Genomic DNA, 19,750 nt, shown 5'->3' with positions numbered 1-19,750 from the left:
AACAACCTTTTGTGCGCGATTTCGCCCGTGCGAGCGGTCGTTCGGGCGGTGTGATCTGGCGATCATGCGATTGTTTACCCCTTCTTGCGGATTGCTGGAGGGGTGGCCTCGTAGGTTACCCGCCGGTATACCCGCGGGTCACTTTCAAACATGAGGAAAACCTCATTTTCGTGTGCCAACATGGTCTCCATGCGCATCTGAGGATGTCGGGCGTCGAGGCCTGGCTCTGGCGGTGAATCATGTTGCACCACAACATGATCGACAGCGTTGTGGTCGCTGACGGGTGGAACACGCTCGCAGATGCGCAGTCAAGGACGATGAGCGGTGTCACGCCCGCAGACCATCAATATGCAACAGCAATGAGGGAGCCCCGTGACCATTCACCAGTTTCGCGCAGGAGCAGAAGAGAACTCGGCCTGGGCCCGGCGCCCAGATGGATCGCTGATCGATCGACTTCGCGAAGGTGAGTCATACGCGGTCAGTTTCGGGGGACAGGGTGGCCCGTGGCTGCCTGTGCTCGCCGAATTGGTGATCGACGCAGATCTCGATCGCAGCACCACAAAGATCGTCGAGGCCGCAGAACGACTGATCGAGCCGGTGGCCGATCAGCTCTCCGCCGCGCGCCCCGACGGCTTCCACCCGTTGAGTTGGGTGCACGCCTACAACAGCGAAGAGGCACTGCCCGCCGACTCGGCCCTCGTCGCCGCCCCGGTCTCCGTACCGGGCATCCTGCTGGCGCAGCTCGCCGCGATCAGTGCCAACCGTAAGCAGGGACTCGACCTCGACGCGCTGCCTCCGGTCGCCGCAGTCGGTCACTCCCAAGGTGTCCTCGCCGCCGAGGCCATCAATTCCTCATCGGAGGGTGGGCTCGGAGACGGCGCCCTGCTCGCTGTTGCGCACCTCATCGGTGCGGCGGGCGCACTGATCGCCCGCCGCCGCGGACTTTCCGCGGACGCTGCGGGTAGCCCGATGCTGTCGGTCACCCAGGTCGATCCCGCTCGCATCCAGGTCCTGGTCGACGACTACGCCAAAGGGCTGCAGGAATCCGACCGGGTGTCGGCTCCGGTTGTCTCGATCATCAACGGTCGCCGTTCGGTTGTGCTCTCGGGTGCGCCGCGCCACCTCGCCGCATTCATCAGCCAGTGCGAGTCCGTCGCCGCCGCCGAGGCCGACGACCGCAAGAAGAAGGTCACCGGCGGTTCTCCGTTCGCGCCGGTGTTCGATTCGCTGGCGGTGTCGATCGCGTTCCACCATCCTTCCCTGGAAGCGGCTTGCGACCTCGTCGCCGACTGGGCCCGTGCCTGTGACATCGACGAGGCCGCTGCCCGTCGGCTCGCTGCCGCAGTCCTCGTCGATCAGGTCCGCTGGGTCGAAGCCCTCGACGACGTGATCAACGTCGGCGCGAAGTGGATCCTCGACCTCGGTCCCGGCGATGTGGCAACCCGCCTGAGCGTTCCCGTGGTTCGCGGGCAGGGCATCGGACTGATCTCCGTCAGCCAGCGCGGTGGACAGCGCAACCTGTTCGCCCCCGGAGGCATCCCCGACGTCCAGATCCCGTGGAGCAGCTACCGTCCGCGCATCGTGTCGCTGCCCGACGGCCGCCAGGTTGTCGACACCGCATTCACGCGCCTGACCGGTCGCTCGCCGATCCTGCTCGCCGGTATGACCCCGACGACGGTTGACCCCGCGATTGTCGCCGCTGCCGCCAACGCCGGTCACTGGGCCGAGCTGGCCGGTGGCGGACAGGTGACCGAGGCGATCTTCGCCGACAACGTCGCAAAGCTCACCGACCTGCTTGAGCCCGGTCGTCAGGCACAGTTCAACACCCTGTTCCTCGACCCCTACCTCTGGAAGCTGCAGATCGGCGGCAAGCGCCTGGTGCAGAAGGCCCGTGCCAACGGCGCCCCGATCGACGGTGTCATCGTCACCGCCGGCATCCCCGAGCTGGACGAAGCCGTCGCGCTGGTGTCCGAGCTCGCCGATGCGCAGATCCCGTACATCGCCTTCAAGCCCGGAACGATCAGCCAGATCCGCTCGGTGATCCGAATCGCCGCCGAGGTGCCGCATTACCCGGTGATCGTGCAGATCGAGGGTGGCCGCGCCGGTGGACACCATTCGTGGGAGGACCTCGACGCCCTGCTGCTGGCCACGTACGGCGAACTGCGTTCGCGCCCGAACGTCGTCATCTGTGTCGGTGGTGGCATCGGCACCGCCGAGCGCGCCAGCGAATACCTGACCGGTGCCTGGTCGGCCGCACACGACTACCCGCTGATGCCGCTCGACGGCATCCTGGTCGGCACCGCCGCCATGGCAACCAAAGAGGCGACCACCTCGCCGTCCGTCAAGGAACTGCTCGTCAACACCCCCGGGTGTGACGAGTGGATCGGTGCCGGTTTTGCCGCTGCCGGAATGGCATCGGGCCGAAGCCAGTTGGGCGCCGACATCCACGAGATCGACAACTCGGCCTCCCGCGCCGGCCGCCTGCTCGACGACGTCGCCGGCGACGAAGAGGCAGTGGCCGAGCGTCGCGATGAGATCATCGAGGCGCTGTCCCGCACCGCCAAGCCGTACTTCGGTGACGTCCCGCAGATGACCTACCAGCAGTGGCTCGAGCGCTATGTGGAGCTCGCCGTCGGTGAGGCCACCGGCGAGGCGACCTGGGTGGACATCACCTGGCGTCAGCGTTTCGTCGAGATGCTGCAGCGCGCGGAAGCCCGCTTGAACGAGGCCGACCGCGGACAGATCACCACCCTCTTCGGACATCCCTCGGCGACGGACAACGCCGGTGCCGCCATCGATGCGCTGATCGCGGTCTATCCGTCGGCCGGCACCGATGTGCTGCACCCCGCCGACGTGGTGTTCTTCCTCGAGCTGTGCCGGACCCCGGGCAAGCCGGTGAACTTCGTGCCGGTCGTAGACAAGGACGTCCGCCGCTGGTGGCGCAGTGACTCGCTGTGGCAGGCACACGACCCGCGATATACCGCCGACGAGGTCTGCATCATTCCCGGCACCGTTGCCGTCGCCGGCATCACCCGGGTCGACGAGCCGGTCGGAGACCTGCTCAACCGCTTCGAGGCGCAGGTTGTCACCGACCTCGCCGGCACCGGTGAGCAGGCTCAGCCGATCAGTGCGCGTCGGCGCTCCGGACTGGCCGATGTCGATGGTGTCCTCGGCAGTGTCATCGAATCGCTGAACGTGCAGTGGTCGGGCCGGCTGGTCGCCAATCCGATTGCGCTGCTCGGCGATCGCGATGCCTGGGAGTTCCCGTCCACCGAGCGTGGCGAGCACGAGCCCACCGGTGCCGTGCTGGAGCGCACCGACGACGGCGTCGTCCTCAATGTGCCGATCGGCAAGTCGACCGTCTCGATCCCGATGATCGTCGACAACTCGATCTTCGACGGTGGAGTCCCGAAGGTGACCATCGATGCGGCTGCGGGCGCCATGCGTCAGCTGCTCACCGTGGCCGCCGGCGGATCGCTCACCGCGGTGTCCGATCGCACCGCGACCGCCACCGCGACGTGGGATCCCGAAGCGGTTGCCGACCACGCCGCCGTGACCGCATACACGCTGCCCGAACACCTCAGCGCCTCACTTCCGCAGGGCGTGAACGGCTTCGCCAACCCCGACACCCTCGTCGGGTTGTGCTGGCCGAGCGTTTTCAGCGTGATCGGGGCAGCAACCACAGCCGACGGCGCACCCGTCGTCGAGGGTCTCCTCGATCTGGTCCACCTCGATCACGTGGCGTCGACCGTCGGACAACTCCCGCGTAGCCGGGCCGAGTTCACCGTCACCGCAACCCTTTCCGATGTGACCGACACAGACCTGGGTCGAGTGATCACCGTCGCGGTGTCCATCACCGACGGCTCTGTCGTGGTCGCCGAGATGACCGAGCGGTTCGCCGTTCGCGGCCGCACCGGGTCCGGAGAGCTGTCTGATCCCGACCGCGCCGGTGGTGCACTGAGCGCCGCCGCCGGCGACGCAACCCGGAAGAAGTTGCGGGAAGCCAAGATCGCCACCCCGTCGCGGATGCACGGCTTCGCGCTGGTGTCGGGCGACCACAACCCGATCCACGTCAACGATTCGGCCGCCAAGATGGCCGGACTCGGAAGCCCGATCGCGCACGGTATGTGGCTGTCGGCCGCTGCCCAGCATGTCGCCACCGCCACCGACGCCAAGAACCCGATCCCGGTTCCGCGTGCGCTGCAGGGCTGGACCGCCCGCTTCCTCGGCATGGTCCGTCCCGGCGACGAGGTCACGATTCGCGTCGACCGCGTCGGTATGGATGCCGGCCGCGACATCATCGAGGTCAGCTGCAAGGTGGGCGACCTGCTGGTCATGAACGCCACCGGACTGCTGGCCCCGCCGAAGACCGTCTACGCATTCCCGGGACAGGGCATCCAGAGCAAGGGCATGGGTCTCGACGCCCGGGCTCGCTCCAAGGCCGCCCGCAAGATCTGGGACCGTGCCGACAAGCACACCCGCGACGCACTGGGCTTCTCGATCCTGGCCGTGGTGCGTGACAACCCGACCACGTTGTCTGCGGGTGGCACCACGTACCAGCATCCTGACGGCGTCCTGTTCCTGACGCAGTTCACCCAGGTTGCGATGGCGACTCTCGGTGTTGCGCAGATCGCCGAGCTGAAAGAGTCCGGAGCCTTCGTCGAAGGCGCGATCACCTGCGGCCACTCGGTCGGTGAGTACAACGCACTGGCCGCCTGCGCCGGTGTTCTCCCGCTCGAGGCCGTCCTCGAGGTCGTCTTCCAGCGCGGTGAGGCCATGCACCATCTCGTTCCGCGAGATGCCAAGGGCCGCAGCGACTACCAGATGGCGGCGATCCGGCCGAGCCAGTTCGGTCTGGCTGACGCCGACGTCATTCCTTTTGTCAACGAGATCGGTGAGCGCAGCGGCGAGTTCGTCGAGGTCGTGAACCTCAACCTGCTCGGTTCGCAGTACGCCATCGCCGGCACCGTGAAGGGGCTGGAAGCACTCGAGGCCGAGATCGAGGTGCGTCGCGCGAAGACCGGCGGCAAGCGCTCGTTCATCGTCGTCCCCGGCATCGACGTGCCGTTCCACTCGACCGTGTTGCGTGCCGGCGTGCCCGACTTCCGGAACCGTCTGCAGGATCTGCTGCCCGAGCACATCGACCCCGACATCCTCGTCGGACGCTACGTGCCCAACCTGGTGCCGCGGATGTTCAACCTGGGCCGTGACTTCGTCCAGGAGATCGCCGACCTGGTTCCGTCCGATCCGCTGAACGAGGTTCTGGCCGACTGGGATTCGTGGAGCGCGAAGCCCGGCGAGTTGACCCGCGTGATCCTGGTGGAGCTGCTGGCATGGCAGTTCGCGAGCCCGGTCCGGTGGATAGAGACGCAGGATCTGCTGTTCACCCCCGCCGAGCGCGGTGGCGTGGGCGTGGAGCGGTTCATCGAGGTCGGCGTGAAGTCGGCACCGACCCTGAGCGGTCTGGCCGGCAACACCCTGAAGCTCGACGACTACCAGCAGGCCGCCGTCCAGGTGCTCAACATCGAGCGCGACTCCGACGCGATCCTGTCCAAGGATTCCGCGCCCGAGGTGGACGACGATGATGTCGTCGCCGAGGCTCCGGCAGACGCCGGTGCACCGGCCGAAGCAGCCGCGCCTGCCGCGGTGGCTCCGGCTCCCGTTGCCGCCCCGGCAGATTCAGGTCCGCGTCCCGACGACATCTCGTTCGGCCCGGCCGACGCCGTGAACTCGGTGATCGCCTTGTGGACCAAGATCCGCGTCGACCAGATCGGATCGGCGGACACGATCGAGGCGCTGTGTGACGGTGTCTCCTCGCGCCGTAACCAGCTGCTCCTCGATATCGGCGGAGAGCTCGGACTGGGTGCCATCGACGGTGCCGCGGAGGCAGAGATGCCGGCGCTCGCATCGACCGTGAACGCACTGGCCCGCGGCTACAAGCCGCTGGGATCGGTCCTTTCCGATGCGGTGGGCGACCAGATTCGCAAGGTCTTCGGCCCGGCGGGCAAGCGCTCGTCGTACATCGAAGACCGCGTCACGTCGGTGTGGCAGCTCGGCTCCGGCTGGGCGACGCACACCACGGTGGCGGTGGCATTGGGCAGCCGCGACGGCGTGAGCGTGCGCGGTGGCGATCTCGGTGACCTCATGTCTTCGGCTCCGGCGAACGCCGAAGCAGTGGACGCACTGATCGACGCCGCGGTCGCCAAGGTCGGTGCCATCAAGGGCGTTGCCGTCTCCAAGCCCGCCGCCGGTGGCGGTGGTGGCGGAGGCATGGTCGACGCTGCGGCGCTGGGCGAGCTGACCGAACAGTTCACCGGACGTAGCGGGGCCCTGGCCTCGGCTGCCAAGACCATCCTGGAAAAGCTCGGTCTGGCCGATGAGGTTTCGGCCGCCGAACCCGCGGAGGACAACACCGCGGCACTCGAGCGCGTCAGCGCCGAACTGGGTTCGGACTGGCTGCGTGTCGTGGCCCCGGCCTTCGATGAGCGCCGTGCGGTCCTGATCGACGATCGCTGGGCCAGCTCCCGTGAAGACCTGGCGCGGTTGTGGGTCGAAGACGAGCACGTCCTCGACCAGGACTTCTACGACATCGCCGCCCGCTTCATCGGCGCCGGCGAGACCGTGTGCCATCAGGCCACCTGGTGGCAGGGCAAGGCATTGGCCGGTGGCCTGCAGGAGCACTCGCGCCTGTACGCCCAGATCGCCCATGCCGCACAGGATCCGAAGCCTTCGTCGTACGCCGACGATGTCGCGGTTGTGACCGGCGCCAGCAAGGGCTCGATCGCCGCCGCTGTGGTCGAACAGCTCTTGGCCGATGGCGCAACGGTTGTCGCGACCACCTCACGGCTGGACGAGGGCCGGATGGCATTCTTCAAGTCGCTGTACCGCCGCAGTGCCCGCGGAAACGCCGCGCTCTGGGTGGTTCCGGCCAACCTGTCGTCCTACACCGACGTCGACGAGCTCGTCTCGTGGATCGGCAGCGAACAGACCGAGAACCTCGGTGGCAAAACAGGTGTGGTGAAGCCGGCTCTCAAGCCGACGTTGCTGTTCCCGTTCGCCGCACCGCGGGTCGCCGGTGACCTGACCGACGCCGGTGGTCGTGCCGAGCTCGAGATGAAGGTGCTGCTGTGGTCGGTCGAGCGGCTGATCGCCGGTCTCGGCGACATCGCAGCCGACCACCATCTGGCCGCACGCCTGCACGTGGTGCTGCCCGGCTCCCCGAACCGCGGAATGTTCGGCGGCGACGGTGCCTACGGCGAATCCAAGGCCGCCCTCGACGCACTCGTGAAGCGTTGGGGCGCCGAGGATTCATGGAACTCGAAGGTCACCCTCGCCCACGCCCTGATCGGCTGGGTCTCCGGAACCGGTCTCATGGGTCACAACGACGGACTCGTCGCGGCCGTGGAGGCTGCGGGTGTCAAGACGTGGTCGACACCCGAGATGGCCACCGAATTGCTCAAGGCCGTCACTCCCGAGGCCCGTCAGCAGGCACGCACCGAACCGTTGCAGCTCGACCTGACCGGTGGACTCGGTGATGCCAAGCTCGACATGAAGGCACTGGCCCAGGCTCAGGCCGACGCGGCTGCCGCAACCGAGGACGACATCGAGGACGACGAGCCGACCGTGGCGGCGCTGCCGTCGCCGGCCCGCGCGCCCGAGTCGACCACCCCGGCGTGGGGAACCATCGACGCCCGCCCCGAGGATCTCGTGGTGATCGTCGGAGCCGGCGAGCTCGGACCGTATGGCAGCAGCCGTACGCGCTTCGAGATGGAGGTCGCAGAAGAACTGTCGGCGGCCGGTGTGCTCGAGCTGGCCTGGAGCACCGGTCTCATCACCTGGGAGGCCACACCGAAGCCGGGTTGGTACGACGCCGAATCCGGTGATCCGGTAGCGGAAGCGGACATCGCCGATCGCTACCACGATGCCGTGGTCGAACGCTGCGGCATCCGCCGGTACGCGGACGACGGCGACATGATCGACAACGCGTCGCCGCTGCTCACCTCGGTGTTCCTCGACAACGACCTCACCTTCTCGGTGGCGTCGGAGGCCGAGGCACGGTCGTTCCTGTCCGCAGCACCCGACAAGACCAAGATCAAGGTCGACGCCGAGAGCGGCGAATGGCAGGTGACCCGCATGTCGGGTACCGAGATCCGGGTCCCGCGCAAGTTCAAGCTCAGCCGCACCGTCGGCGGTCAGATCCCCACCGGATTCGATCCCACTCGCTGGGGTGTCTCCGCGGACATGACCGAATCGATCGACCGGGTCGCGCTGTGGAACCTGATCGCCACCGTGGACGCGTTCCTCGCCTCCGGATTCGAGCCGTCGGAGCTGATGCGCTGGGTCCACCCGGGTCTGGTCGCCAACACACAGGGCACCGGCATGGGCGGCATGACGTCGATGCGTTCGCTGTACCTCGACACCTTCACCGGTGAGGCCAAGGCCAACGACATCCTGCAGGAAGCTCTGCCGAATGTGGTTGCGGCCCACGTGGTCCAGTCGTACATCGGTAGCTACGGCGCGATGATCCATCCGGTCGCCGCCTGCGCCACCGCCGCCGTCTCGGTGGAGGAGGGTGTCGACAAGATCAAGCTCGGCAAGGCGCTGTTCGCGGTCGCCGGCGGCTTCGACGATCTCGGTATCGAGGGCATCGTCGGATTCGGTGACATGTCGGCCACCGCGGAGTCCGGGAAGATGGCAGCGCAGGGCATCAACGAGCGCCGCTACTCACGCGCCAACGACCGTCGTCGTGGCGGATTCGTGGAGTCACAGGGTGGCGGCACGATCCTGCTCGCCCGCGGCGATGTCGCGGCCGAGATGGGACTGCCCGTCCTCGGTGTCGTGGGTTGGGCGCAGAGCTTCGGCGACGGCGTCCATACCTCGATCCCGGCCCCGGGCATCGGCGCGCTGGGTGCGGCTCGTGGACAGAAGGATTCGGGCTTTGCCCGGTCGCTGCGCCAGCTGGGTGTGAGCCCGGACGACGTCGCGCTGGTCTCGAAGCACGACACCTCGACCAAGGCCAACGATCCCAACGAGTCGAACCTGCACGAACGTCTCGCCGAGGCGATCGGCCGCAGCGAAGGAGCACCACTGTTCGTGGTGTCCCAGAAGTCGCTGACCGGTCACGCCAAGGGCGGTGCCGCGGCATTCCAGCTGATCGGCCTGTGCCAGATGTTGCGCGACGGCGTCATCCCGCCGAACCGCAGCCTGGATTGCGTCGACGAGGCCATGGAGGAGTACAAGCACCTCGTGTGGCCGACCAAGCCGCTGCACTTCGGCGACCGCTTCGCACTCAAGGCAGGTCTGCTGACCAGCCTCGGCTTCGGTCACGTCTCCGGCCTGATCGCAGTTGTCCACCCGGAAGCCTTTGTGGCATCGCTTGATCCGGCTCAGCGCGAGAAGTACCGGACCGCGGCTGCGGAGCGGTCACGTCTGGGACAGCAGCGTCTGCTCGAATCGATGTTCGGTGGTGAGCCCGCCTACCAGCGGCCGCCGAACCGTCGCTTCGACGACAGCGCCTATGAGGGCGATCAGGAAGCGGCCATGCTGCTCGACGTCGATGCCCGCTTGTCGGCCAACGGGCACTACGGCGCCGGCGTATGACGGCCGGCACCGAATGACGGTTATCGGAGTGGGGATCGACCTCGTGTCGATCCCCGGCTTCGCCGAACAGCTGAAGCAGCCGGGCACCACGTTCGCCGACCGGTTCACGGTGGGGGAGCGTCGTGACTCGGCGGTCGGAACCGGCGAGGACGCCAGGCATCTGGCGGCCCGCTGGGCGGCGAAGGAAGCCTTTATCAAGGCCTGGTCGGTCAGTCGGTTCGCGCGGAAGCCGTTGCTGCCGTTGATCCGTCACGGCGACATCGAGGTCGTCACCGACACCTGGGGACGTCCGGCGATCAGGCTGGGTGGTGAGATATCCACGCACCTCGAGGGAACCGTGGTGCACATCTCGCTGACCCACGACGGCGACACTGCAGCAGCCGTGGCCGTCATCGAAGAGGCACCGAAAGACGACTGAATCACGCAGACGCGCGGAGCCGCCGGATCACCTTGTGGTCGGGCGGTTTTCGCGGTTTTCGAGCATCATGTACCGCCCGAGCATGAGTTTGAGCTCGGCGACGGTGTCAGGATGGTTGTGGCCTTCTTGCACGGAAAAACTCAGCAACGAATATGCCGTGTGGACAAGCAGCTCCGACATCAGCGCCCGGCGATCGCGCTGCGGGGTCAACGGTGCGATGATGCGCGCGACCTGGGCGGCCAGGGCGCGTTCGTGGACGGTCGCGGTGGCCCGGGTCGCCGGAGTCGACTGCACCGCCAGCCACACCGCGCGCCGAGAGGGATCATCGTGCCAGAGCCTGGCGAGGTGATCGATGAACTTCTCGAGCAGACGGGGCCAGTCCAGCGACGGGATCTCCGCAGCGAAACTCGCCAGCTCGCTCTGGACGCCTGCCGCGTCTTCCCGGTCGAGTTCGCAGACCACCACGTATTTGTTCGCGAAATACTGGTAGAGCGTGCCGATCGGGACATCGGCCCGGGCGGCGATGTGCTCGCACGTCAAGGATTCGAATCCGACTTCGATCAGGAGTTCCCGCGCGGCGGTCAGCATCGCGTCGAAGCGGAGTTGGCTCCGTTGCTGTGTCGGTCGCTTGCGGGGGACCAGTGGTTCGGCACTCAGCAGCCGGGCCGCACCGGGTTTCGGAGCACCGGTCTTGAGTGCTCCGGAGGACCCGTGTGCGGGGCCGGACTGCCGTGAAGCCATGGGGGGTGCCTGCCTCCGGTCAGACCGAGAGGTCGCGGCGCAGTTTGGCCACGTGGCCGGTGGCCCGCACGTTGTATTGGGCGGCAGCGATTTTGCCGTCGGCATCGACGAGGAAGGTGGACCGGATGACCCCGGTTACCGTCTTGCCGTACATCTTCTTCTCACCGAAGGCACCCCAGGCGGCCAGGACCGACCTGTCGACATCCGAGAGAAGCGGGAACGTCAGACTCTCGGCGTCACGGAACTTCGCGAGTTTGGCTGGCTTGTCGGGGGAGATCCCGATGACATCGATGCCCTCGGTGTTCAGCTCGGCGAGGTTGTCGCGGAAGTCGCAAGCCTGCTTCGTGCAACCCGGGGTGCTGGCCGCCGGATAGAAGTAGACGATCACCTGTCGTCCGCGGTAGTCCGAGAGGGAGACGGTGTTCTCGTCTGCATCGGGCAGAGAGAACCCGGGGGCGTCGTCGCCAACTGCCAAGCGTGTGTTTTCAGTCATCGAACCCAGGCTAGCCGAGTGAGCAATCAGTGTGGCGCAACACGTGCAACACGGTGCGTGAACTACCGTAGACCCGAAGACCTGACCGGACCGATCCACGCCCAGCTACGGTGAGGACGGCACTGTACTGATGGAGGACCTGTGGCACGCGACACCGACAGCATCGAACGCGATATCGAGCGGGCCCGCGACGAACTGGCCGGGACGCTCGACGCGCTGGCCACCCGGACCAGCCCGCAACGACTGGCCGAGGACGCCAAGTCGACCGTGGTGGCCACGGTCAGCAAGCCGGCGGTTGCCGGGACCCTGATCGCGGTGGGTGTCGTCGTGATCGCCATCGTGATCAAGAAGATTGTCAGCTGAACGAATGAATCGGCGGGACACCCGCCTTCGGAACGCCCGTCCGGTGAGCGCTGTTCACCTGGCGGGCGTCTGCGTCTGCGGCTCGCGCTGAAAACCCCGATTCCGGCTCGGCTGTATCGAAGGCGCCCGAAGTCCCGTCGGACGGCATCCGGGCAAAAGTAAAACCCCCAGTTTCCTGGGGGTTTCGTGTTATGTGCGCCATCAGGGACTCGAACCCCGAACCCGCTGATTAAGAGTCAGCTGCTCTGCCAATTGAGCTAATGGCGCTTGTTGTTCAGTTGTTTTGACTTGTTCTTGCGAGACAGAACGCTATCAGGCCGACCCGCAGAAATAAAAATCGCCTGGTCGCCTCTGTTCGAGACCACGGAAACGCCTGGTTCGCAGGGTGCTTCGTGTAGTCGGTGTCACACCTTCGTGGAGTCATTGTTTCCTGGATGTCATCCATACCCCGTAGACTGCGGATAGTTAATTTCTTGCCCGCGTCGTCGGGCCTTGGACAGATCTTGGGAGTGTGATGGGGTTCACGCAGGCCTCTGTGACCCGGAGGGCGAATACGCCCACGGTTCTGTTGATTTTGTTGGTGACACTCGCGGGTGTGGCGTCAGCGTGCTCATCTGATCCCCAGCCCCCGAAGTACAGCGATCAGGTGGTGAGCACCACGCCCTTCGACGATCTGCTGCAGCCCGCTGTCGAGGTCACCGGATTCGCGAACCAGCCGGTCGTCGACGGCGACGTCGGTTTCGCGCCGGGCGCGCCGGTTCAGGTGGTCGCCAACGACGGTCGCCTCACCAACGTCGAGATCACCAACTCCGCCGGAGTCGCTGTGCCGGGCGTCATGTCGGAAGACCAGAGGACCTGGACGGTGCCCGCCGGATCGTTCGGTTACAACAAGCAGTACACACTCGTGGCCGACGCCAAGGGCATCGGCGGTACCACCCAGTCGAGCCGGACGTTCACCACCAGCTCACCGAACAACCTGACCCAGGCCTACCTGATGCCGGAGACAGGTTCGACTGTCGGTGTCGGTATGCCCGTCTCGATCCGGTTCGACGAGTCGATCCCGAACCGTAAGGCCGCGCAGGACGCGATCACCATCAAGACCGATCCTCCGACCGAGGGCGCGTTCTACTGGCTCAGCGACACCGAACTGCGCTGGCGGCCCGAGAACTACTGGAAGCCGGGCACCAAGGTCGACGTCGAGATCAACACCTACGGAATCGACCTGGGGGACGGCCTGTTCGGTCAGGAGAACCTCAAGACGAACTTCACCATCGGCCGCGAGCTGATCGCGGTGGCCGATGACAACACCAAGACGATCACCATCAGTGAGAACGGCAACGTCATCAAGACCATGCCGACGTCGATGGGCAAGGATTCGACACCCACCGACAACGGCACGTACATCATCGGCGACCGCCTCGATCAGATCGTGATGGACTCGTCCACCTATGGCGTCCCGGTGAACTCGCCGGCCGGATACAGGCTCGACGTCGACTACGCGACCCAGATGTCCTGGAGCGGTATCTACATCCACTCCGCGCCGTGGTCGGTGTACGCACAGGGTTCTGAGAACACCAGCCATGGATGTCTGAACGTCAGCCCCGAGAACGCGCTGTGGTGGGTGCAGAACTCGCTGCGCGGCGACATCGTCACCGTCAAGAACACGGTCGGGCCGGAGCTGTCGGGCACAGACGGCCTCGGTGACTGGAACATCCCATGGGAGACCTGGAAGAAGGGCAACGCCTGATCTGGGGAGAACTCAGACCCGCGTAGAACCAATGCCGCGCCGGGTGGTGATCGTCGAAAGACGATCACCACCCGGCGTTTGGCGTATCGGGGTCCGTGTCAGAGTGCAGCGACCCTAGGTGCGGATACAGAAATGGTCTACCACGCCCGAAGGTGTGATAGACCATTTCTTTGGGTGGACGACGGGACTCGAACCCGCGACAGCCAGAATCACAATCTGACCTCCGTAATTCAGTTTTGGGCGAGCCTACCTGCGTCGATTCCCGATTCTTCCCAGGTCAGCGCAACCATACATGTGGACATAACTGCACGCAACAACCCACGTCGTTACGCACGTAGGGCACAATTAGTGCATGGCACCTGGCGGTTCGGATAGAAAAAACACTCGTCGGAATACGCGTCGATCCTTCGGGAAGCTCCGCAAACTGCCATCGGGTCGGTGGCAGGCTAGCTACGTGGACCCCAACGGGAGCCAGCGTCGCTACACGGCCCCGCGGACATATGACGCGCGCCAGGATGCCGAAGGGTGGCTATCAGCCGAATCTCGGCTCATCCAGTTGGGGGAGTGGTCGCCGCCCGCTGAGCGTGCCGAGACCAAAGCCGCCAAGGTGATCACGCTCAACGAGTACAGCGAACGATGGTTGGCTGAACGCGACCTGACACCCAAAACCCGGTCTCTGTATCGGGCCGTCATGGACAGCCGGATACTGCCGATCCTTGGTCCTGAACTGTTGGCCGACGTGACGCCTGCGCTCGTGCGCACATGGTGGGCTGGGCTCGACAAAGACAAGACGCCAACACGGTCGGCGCAGTCGTACACCGTTCTCAAGATCATCATGAACACGGCGGTGGCGGACAAGCTGATCAAAGAGAATCCGTGTCAGATTAAGAGTGCGGGCAAGCCGCCAAAACGTCGCGAAGTTGAGTTGCTGACGTTGGCCGAGTTGGACACAGTGACAGCGAGGATGCCGGAAACGTATCGGGTGGCGGTCCCACTCCTGGCATGGTGTGGGCTGCGGTTCGGTGAACTGATCGAACTTCGACGCAAAGATGTGGCGGTCACGGACGACAAGGTGGTGTTGCGGCTGCGACGGGCAGCGACACGTGTTGACGGGAAGATCATCGTCGGCAAACCCAAGTCCGATGCTGGTATCCGTGATGTGCACGTTCCGCCCCACGTTGCCGACATGCTCAGGGCGCACATGAAGGTTCTCACCCACAATGGGCCGGAATCGTTCGTGTTCACTACAACGCGGGGTTTGAGGTTGTCTCAGGCGGCGTTCGGGAAACAGTTCAAGATCGCGGTGGCTGAGGTTGGCAAGCCCTACATCCGCGTTCACGATCTGCGTCACGTCGGCGCGGTCCTGGCGGCGCAGGCCGGGGCGACCACCAAGGAACTCATGTCGCGGTTGGGGCACACAACCCCGAACATGGCGATGCATTACCAACACGCGGCGGCAGACCGGGACGCGGCTATAGCCGACAAGCTGTCAGGGCTGGCCGGGTGGGCTCCCCCCGAAGTCTAGAGACGTTTGCGGCCCACGTTCGGCCACGCGTTCACAATGTCAGACCACCGATAGAGCCGGGTGTGGTGGCTAACACCAGGTGGCGCATCGCAGGGCCGTTCAGGACCAGACCTGCATGTGGGACAAGTGATGTTCCACGGTGACGCCGGTGGATTGGGCAGTGCGCGCAGCATGGCCCGGTTCGGGTCCGCTTTCAGCATTTGCAGCGGATAGCGGGCAACGCTCTTCTCATAGGCCGTGTTGGGGCGATGGCAGTGGGCGCAGTTCGCGGCGTGGCCGTTGTTGCCGCGTCTGCGGAATTGGCTGATCGGTTTGCGTTTACCGCACTTCGTGCACAGCCGGTGTGTGACGAGGGGTGGTTTGGGGGTTGCTGCCCGTCGTTTCCGCATGTTGGTGGCGGTGCACAGCTTGCATTCGGCGCGTCGCTGTTCGGCCCGTGTGGGTGTGGCGTGACGGACGACTTGGAACTCGGTGTACGGGCGTTGCGTGCCGCACTGCTTGCAATGTTTCACGGCGCGTTGCATATCCTTGTAAGTGCTGTAGTGGTCGAACTTCGTAACAACACTATCGTTCTGTCTTGTTGGTGTCCATCAGTGGGTGCATCTGGTGGCTTATGAGGCAAATGGGAGTGGTTGTGAGCAAATATCTTTCGGTGGACCAGGCTGCCGAGGAACTGGGCGTGTCCTCGAAGTCGATCCGCAGGTGGATCAGTGGCGGTCGGCTGACGGCACGTCGAGCAGGGCCAAGGTTGATCAGGATCGATCGCCGGGAGATTGAGAAAATGATGAGTCCCGTTGGTGCACAGTGACTGTCGGTGAACGATGATGTGCAATCGACAGGTGTTCGTCCTAAAGATCGCACTACAGCTCTATCTAGACTGATCTATGTAGAGGCGGACCGAACTGGTTTGGCCTTGTTGTTTCGCCTGGTTACCCGGGCATCCCAACCCCCGTGAAGGTGGTGAAACTATGGGCAAAATCTCTCTGAAGCAGGCAGCGGAGCTGACTGGATTTTCGGTGGACTACCTGCGCCGGTTGGCGAAGTCGGGCGAGCTACCAGCATCACGTCGCGGCAAGCGGCTGATCGTTGTGGACCCCGCCGATCTGGCACTCCTAGACAGGCCGCTGTAGTCGCGGCGATCCGAATCATGTTCTTTGACAACTAAATAGGGATACATCGTTGGGATTCTGCGCGGTGGTCGTGCAGGACGTGGAGAGAGGGCCAAGAGTGGCCGATTCATATCGAAAAGTGTTGGATTCGTTCACAAATGCCGGGTTGCATGTTGATGATCGTGGTGGGCGGGCGTCGTGTCAGGCCCCGGGTCACAGCGTTGCCGATCGGTCGGTGTCGGTGAAGCGCTCGGAGGGGCGAACACTGATGTTCTGCCACAGCGGCCACGATTTGATCGAGGTCCTGCAAGGGGTTGGGCTACAGGCGCGAGACCTGTTCGACAACGCGAATGGTATTACCTACGCCTACCCGGACGGCAGGAAGGTGCACCGCTCGCCCGCAAAGGCGTTTCGGCAGTCGGGTAACACCAAGGGCAAGAGTCTGTATCGCGTTGAGCGCCTACCCGATGATCTGTCGATCACGGTTCACGTGGTCGAAGGTGAGCAGGATGTGCACGCGGTCGAAGCTGTTGGTGGTCGTGCCGTGTGTTCTGCGATGGGCGCAGGCAACGCGCATCTGTTCGACTGGTCACCGCTTGCGGGTAGGCCGGTGGTCATCGTGGCTGACAAGGATTCTCCGGGTCAGAAGCACGCTGCTGACATTCGAGGACTGGTGGCTGACGTAGCGGCGTCTGTGGCCGTCGTGGAGGCGCTGACGGGCAAGGATGCGGCAGACCATATCGCCGCCGGTCACGGACTCGATGAATTGGTGCTGGCGAACGTTCCCGCAAGTATCGAACCGGCACGACCAAAGGTGTTCAAGGCGTCAGAGCTGCGACCGGCTGCACAGCCGAGGTGGTTGGCGAAAGGAAGGCTACCGCGTGCCGCAATCGCGATCCTGGTAGGTGATGAGGGAATCGGCAAGTCGTTGCTGTGGGTGTGGTTGGTGGGAGCTGTGACGACCGGGAAGGCGTTACCTGAGTTCGGGATTCCCGAGCGTGAGCCTGCGCATGTCCTGCTGGTGTTGACCGAAGACGATTGGTCTTCGACGGTGCGTCCACGGCTAGAGGTTGCTGGCGCGGATCTGTCGCGGGTCATGGTGATCTGCACTGACACCGATGGTTCCGGCGCTCCAGAGTTCCCGAGAGACATGGATTTGGTGCTCGGTGCCGACCCGGTTCCGGCGCTGGTGATCGTAGATGCCTGGTTGGACACTGTGCCCGGCAGATTGTCGGTGAAAGATCCACAACAGGCCCGGCAAGCGTTGCATCCGTGGAAGGAAGCGGCGACCGTCACCGATGCGGCGATCATGTTGTTGACGCACACGAACCGCATGGCGTCGGCCAACGCGCGAGACAAGTACGGCGCGACCAGTGAGCTACGCAAGAAGGCGCGTATGACTCTGTTCGCGCAACAGGACGATGAAGGCAACCTAGTTGTCGGTCCTGAAAAGGCAAACACGGCAGGTTCTGTCGCGGCATCGATCTTCACTATCGACCCCATTGAGTTCTTCGAGGCAACCGAAGATCACGACGGCACAGTGCCTTTGCTGCGGTACATCGGTGAATCTGATGTGTCCGCGCGGGACATGGTGGCCGATGTTGCATCCGGTGACGGAACCGATCAGCGTCACGCACTTGATGACCTACTACTCAGGTTGTTGGCCGATGGTCCGGTGGGCGCGACGAAGGCACAGGCAGCTACCGAAGCGGCTGGGTTTTCTACTGATCAGACCAAACGTGCGAAGAAGCGAATCGGGGCGAAGTCAGTGAGAGACAGTTTCGGCGGTGGGTGGGTTTGGCAGCTCGACCAAGGGAGCGCACCCAAGGGAGCGGGTCACGTCGATGATCGTGGTGATTCACCCAAGGGAGCACCCAAAGACCTGTATCACGTAGAAAGTGCTCCCTTCGCTCTCTTCCCAGGTCAGAACCAAGAGAGCAGTTGCTCCCTTGAGGTGCTCCCTTCGGAAGGTGCTCCCTTCCAAGGGAGCCAAGGGAGCACCCAGACCGATACACCTACGGCCGCTCCCTTCGCTACATGTTCGACGTGCCCCGAACTGTTGATCACTCAGAAATCGGCTGCGGACGGTCAGTGCACAGAATGCCGACACTGTGAGGAAATCGAAGCTCTGGAGGCGGCAGCGTGAGGATTCAAACGAATGGACGGTGCACTCTTGCTGCGGATCGTCGGCGTGACGGTGACGGCGTGAAGGTTCGGCAAGGCAACAAGATGCTTTTGTTGACCGATTCCGAAGCGCTGGAACTCTCGCGTGTGCTGGTGGCATTGGTGGTGGTCCGTGATCGGTGACACGTTCTCGACGTTCGACATGCTGTCTGCAACAGCCGACGTGATCGAAGCGCTACGGGGGCCGGAACAGCATAGGATGGGCCGAATCTCACGATTGGGGATTGGGTTCTAGCGGGAGTCTTGCCGGTCGCCGCCTTCTCGGATGACGGTCGCCAGTTGTATGAGGGTGCTGACGTGTTGCGCGCCGCCCGTGAAATGGGGCGTCGATACCGAGAACGACCGCATAAGGCCGGTCCGGGCCGAGGACACAAGTCACACGAACGCCCCGAGATCATCGATGCCTTGCGGTTGGGGTTGACGACTGAGGAGGTGGCGCGGCAGGTGGGCGTTTCCTGCGCCCTGATTAGTGCTGTGCGGCGCGAACTCCGCTCCGATGGGGGATGTATAGGTTCTGCGCAAATATGTTGCGCAGGAATGATTTAGAGGGGATTTAAGAATGATTGAAGAAGAAGTTCGGCTGGTAGTTCGAGGAGAGCACCCGCCGATCAGCGTAGCGCGGTCGACGCGCGGCGACGGGGTTGTCCTTCGCCAAGGGAGTTCGTGGCTTGTGCTGCCAGCCAGCGCCGTCGATGCGCTCATTGAAACTGTGGACCGTGTTATCGATGCCGATCCCAATCCCAAGCCCAAGCCGGAGCTGGGGAAAATCGCGAAGTTCGGGGCAGCGACTGCGAAGCACCCGCATTGGGGTTCGTAGATGCCGAGCATACGAACCGGCACAGGGCTTGTGCAGGTTCATGGAACCGAGGACGGCAGCTCGGTCCGGTTGAGGCGACTCAAGCACTTCATCGACCTACCTGTGCCGGTCGCGCTGGCTGTCGCGGACCTGATTGTCGACGTGGCCGAACGGAAGGCTGCATGAGGCTGAACATGCCCGGTGATCGGCCTATTACGTTGCACGAAAACGGGATTCACAAAGTTGAGGTCCGCGTAGCGGGTTTGACCTTCACGGCGACCCGAACTGAACTCGCCAACGTGGCGAAAGATATCTAAGACTTACCCGAAGGATAGAACATATGGCATTTGAACTGAACCCAACAATCGTTCGCGAACTGTTGGACATCAAGAGTCTGGCGGGACCCCTCCACGCGTTGGGCCTGCTCACCGACGAACAACTAGCCGAGACCGAGCGGCTTACCCGCATCGCGGACGCAGCGCAGGTCGCTGGACGAGAGTTCGAGGAAGAGCGGCAGCACAAGCTCCAAAAGGCTGGCCGAGAGCTCGCTACAAGCGGCGAAATCACTGTTGCCAGCCTGACCAAAGTCCTCAAAGACTTCGGGCCGGTCAAAGACGTGGACACGGTGGCGGATGAACCGCACCGGGTTGTCCGGAGGCTTCATTTCTTAGGAGAATGAAGCCATGGCACGACCGTCTAACAACTACCCGCCCGAGCTGCGTGAACGCTCGGTGAGCATGTTCAACGTGATCCGCAAGGACTACCCCTCGGACT

13 protein-coding genes and 1 tRNA gene are annotated in these 19,750 nt (G+C 64.2%); 11 read left to right on the top strand and 3 right to left on the bottom strand.

What is annotated here, in order from left to right; all coding sequences use genetic code 11:
* Window positions 1-372 precede the first annotated feature (372 nt).
* Together VIQ49_RS05530 and VIQ49_RS05525 are read left to right on the top strand one after the other, a co-directional pair.
* Window positions 373-9,600 carry a fatty acid synthase subunit beta domain-containing protein gene (locus tag VIQ49_RS05530; protein ID WP_331881755.1) on the top strand — a complete coding sequence of 3,076 codons (9,228 nt, stop codon included), beginning with the start codon at window positions 373-375 and terminating at the stop codon, window positions 9,598-9,600.
* Between the two features lie 13 nt (window positions 9,601-9,613).
* Window positions 9,614-10,018 (top strand): holo-ACP synthase, encoded by a 405-nt coding sequence (locus VIQ49_RS05525; RefSeq protein ID WP_331881752.1) that lies wholly within the window; start codon window positions 9,614-9,616, stop codon window positions 10,016-10,018.
* 27 nt (window positions 10,019-10,045) lie between these two features.
* Here the strand turns inward: VIQ49_RS05525 and VIQ49_RS05520 are convergent, their stop codons facing one another.
* Both VIQ49_RS05520 and bcp read right to left on the bottom strand, forming a co-directional pair.
* Window positions 10,046-10,759 carry a TetR/AcrR family transcriptional regulator gene (locus tag VIQ49_RS05520; RefSeq protein WP_331881749.1) on the bottom strand — a complete coding sequence of 238 codons (714 nt, stop codon included), beginning with the start codon at window positions 10,757-10,759 and terminating at the stop codon, window positions 10,046-10,048.
* A gap of 19 nt (window positions 10,760-10,778) precedes the next feature.
* Window positions 10,779-11,252, bottom strand: a complete 474-nt coding sequence (gene bcp / locus VIQ49_RS05515; protein ID WP_331881746.1) for a thioredoxin-dependent thiol peroxidase — start codon at window positions 11,250-11,252, stop codon at window positions 10,779-10,781.
* A 141-nt stretch (window positions 11,253-11,393) separates the two neighbouring features.
* Here bcp and VIQ49_RS05510 point away from each other — a divergent pair, with 141 nt between their 5' ends.
* Window positions 11,394-11,615, top strand: a complete 222-nt coding sequence (locus VIQ49_RS05510; protein ID WP_331881743.1) for a DUF3618 domain-containing protein — start codon at window positions 11,394-11,396, stop codon at window positions 11,613-11,615.
* 194 nt (window positions 11,616-11,809) lie between these two features.
* Here VIQ49_RS05510 and VIQ49_RS05505 read toward each other — a convergent pair.
* A tRNA-Lys gene (locus VIQ49_RS05505) sits at window positions 11,810-11,882 on the bottom strand.
* Between the two features lie 247 nt (window positions 11,883-12,129).
* On the opposite strand from VIQ49_RS05505, the gene VIQ49_RS05500 reads away from it, so the two are divergent.
* From VIQ49_RS05500 to VIQ49_RS05465, 8 genes are all read left to right on the top strand, one after another.
* Window positions 12,130-13,362, top strand: coding sequence for a L,D-transpeptidase (locus VIQ49_RS05500; protein WP_331881740.1), 1,233 nt, complete (start codon window positions 12,130-12,132; stop codon window positions 13,360-13,362).
* A 454-nt stretch (window positions 13,363-13,816) separates the two neighbouring features.
* Complete coding sequence (locus tag VIQ49_RS05495) at window positions 13,817-14,887, top strand: site-specific integrase (protein WP_331881737.1); 1,071 nt, start codon at window positions 13,817-13,819, stop codon at window positions 14,885-14,887.
* 613 nt (window positions 14,888-15,500) lie between these two features.
* The gene (locus VIQ49_RS05490) at window positions 15,501-15,695 is read left to right on the top strand and encodes a helix-turn-helix domain-containing protein (RefSeq protein ID WP_331881832.1); all 195 of its coding nucleotides are present in this window, start codon (window positions 15,501-15,503) and stop codon (window positions 15,693-15,695) included.
* Between the two features lie 160 nt (window positions 15,696-15,855).
* The gene (locus VIQ49_RS05485; protein ID WP_331881734.1) at window positions 15,856-16,017 is read left to right on the top strand and encodes a helix-turn-helix domain-containing protein; all 162 of its coding nucleotides are present in this window, start codon (window positions 15,856-15,858) and stop codon (window positions 16,015-16,017) included.
* Between the two features lie 214 nt (window positions 16,018-16,231).
* Window positions 16,232-18,142 carry an AAA family ATPase gene (locus VIQ49_RS05480; RefSeq protein WP_331881731.1) on the top strand — a complete coding sequence of 637 codons (1,911 nt, stop codon included), beginning with the start codon at window positions 16,232-16,234 and terminating at the stop codon, window positions 18,140-18,142.
* A gap of 597 nt (window positions 18,143-18,739) precedes the next feature.
* On the top strand, window positions 18,740-18,997 hold the full coding sequence (locus VIQ49_RS05475; protein WP_331881728.1) for a hypothetical protein: 258 nt from the start codon (window positions 18,740-18,742) through the stop codon (window positions 18,995-18,997).
* On the top strand, window positions 18,998-19,162 hold the full coding sequence (locus VIQ49_RS05470; RefSeq protein WP_331881725.1) for a hypothetical protein: 165 nt from the start codon (window positions 18,998-19,000) through the stop codon (window positions 19,160-19,162). It begins immediately after the preceding gene.
* Window positions 19,163-19,316: 154 nt separating this feature from the next.
* Complete coding sequence (locus VIQ49_RS05465; RefSeq protein ID WP_331881722.1) at window positions 19,317-19,655, top strand: hypothetical protein; 339 nt, start codon at window positions 19,317-19,319, stop codon at window positions 19,653-19,655.
* The last annotated feature ends 95 nt before the right edge of the window (window positions 19,656-19,750 follow it).

The organism is Williamsia sp. (genome assembly GCF_036566845.1).
Taxonomy (GTDB): domain Bacteria; phylum Actinomycetota; class Actinomycetes; order Mycobacteriales; family Mycobacteriaceae; genus Williamsia.
This window is presented reverse-complemented; position numbering and strand designations above follow the sequence as displayed.